This window comes from Arthrobacter sp. CAN_A212 (genome assembly GCF_015752345.1).
Classification (GTDB): domain Bacteria; phylum Actinomycetota; class Actinomycetes; order Actinomycetales; family Micrococcaceae; genus Arthrobacter_D.
The window spans coordinates 1-1605 of sequence record NZ_JADOUT010000069.1; the positions used below are offsets into that span (position 1 = coordinate 1).

2 protein-coding genes are annotated in these 1605 nt (G+C 59.1%); both read left to right on the forward strand.

What is annotated here, in order from left to right:
• The first annotated feature begins 63 nt into the window (after positions 1–63).
• Positions 64–711: a uridine kinase gene (locus IWX64_RS16795; protein ID WP_334683397.1), complete on the forward strand. Its 648-nt coding sequence runs from the start codon at positions 64–66 to the stop codon at positions 709–711.
• 119 nt (positions 712–830) lie between these two features.
• Positions 831–1406: a GNAT family N-acetyltransferase gene (locus IWX64_RS16800; RefSeq protein ID WP_196868264.1), complete on the forward strand. Its 576-nt coding sequence runs from the start codon at positions 831–833 to the stop codon at positions 1404–1406.
• Positions 1407–1605 lie beyond the last annotated feature (199 nt).

Genomic DNA, 1605 nt, shown 5'->3' on the forward strand with positions numbered 1-1605 from the left:
GGGGATCGGTTTACGGACACTGGGTTGGGCCGCTTCTGGCAATATTGCGATATGGAAAGGTTCATGCGATCACTGGCTACTGACATTCTGAGCGCCGTTGGTCGAGGGCGCCGGTTCGTGGCAATCGACGGCGTGGACGGCAGCGGCAAGACATCCTTCGCCGCAAACCTGGTATCCGAGATCCAGAATCGACCCGTGATCGTCGTCCACGCCGACGACTTTCTGAACCCCTCAGCTGTCAGGCATTCCAAGGGACGCACTTCACCCGAAGGATTTTGGGAAGATACCTACAACTATGTGGCCCTGCGGGATCAGTTGTTCGCGCCACTCGGCCCGGAGGGAGACGGCTGGTACTCGCCGGCCGCCTATGACTCAGGTACCGATCAAGTGAAACAAGCGGACGCCGTTCAGGCCCCGTCAGAGGCGGTGATCATTGTGGAAGGCATGTTCCTGCATCGCGATGAACTCGCCTCCTACTGGGATGCATCGGTATTTTTGGACGTTCCGTTCAAAGAAACCGCCGCACGAATGGCAGTTCGAAACGGCAGCAACCCGGACCCTGAACACCCAACGATGCGCCGGTACGTCGGAGGACAGCGCCTCTACTTCGACGCCGCCCGACCTTGGGAACAGGCCACCTTCGTCGTGGACAACTCGGATTTCACCTCACCCAAAGTTGTCCGTCCCCATAGGGACACAACCGTCCGGTGAGGCAGCGTCAATTGCTGGGCTGCAAGCCGTTGGCGATTGTTTTTCCGGAATAGCGAGGATGCGATCGAACTAGCCTCGCCGGATGCTGCCCTAAGGAGTGCCACCCATAGGATCTAGAGATGACACTTCAATGGAAGATGCCCCATCCAACCGTCCGCAGCGTGACGGCGGCCGGTGAGGGGCTTCTATTGAGACCTTGGGGCCGGGACGACGCGGAGACGGTTTACCAAGCCTGTCAGGATCCCGACATCATCCGGTGGACGACTGTGCCATTCCCTTACACTCGCGACCACGCGGCCATGTTCACGCAGTCGGCTGAATCTAACTGGCAAAAACGCACTGGAGTGGCGTTCGCTGTGGTCAGCGAAGAAACGGGGGCAGTCTTCGCCTCGTGTGGGCTGGTCGACGTCGATGATTCGGACAGCACGGTTGAGGTCGGATACTGGGTCGCGCCATGGGCCCGCCGTCGAGGCGTTGCAACAGCGGCTGCAGGTGGGGTGGCGAGGTGGGCTATCGAGGATCTCGGAGCCCAGCGAGTGACGCTGGAGGCTGCGGCAGTCAATCACGGATCTCAGCAAGTCGCTCTAAATGCCGGCTTCACCCATGAAGGAGTTCAAAGGTCGAAAGCCGCTCGTTTCGACGAGCGATACGACATGGTTCTGTTCTCGCTGCTGCCCGCAGACCTCTCACGCTGACTCCGTCAAGAATGACCCGTGAATTGGCGGTATAGGCAGTGGAGGGAAGCGGACGACTTTAGCTCCATGTAGCGCTTAGTGATCCCAAACGCCACGTCAAACCGCCAAACCAAGCTGTGAAAAAGCCGCCATTCTGAGCTAACAGTCACAGGATTTTTGATGGCGGACAGGTCGTGGAGGAGTGTCGCGGTGGGGGATC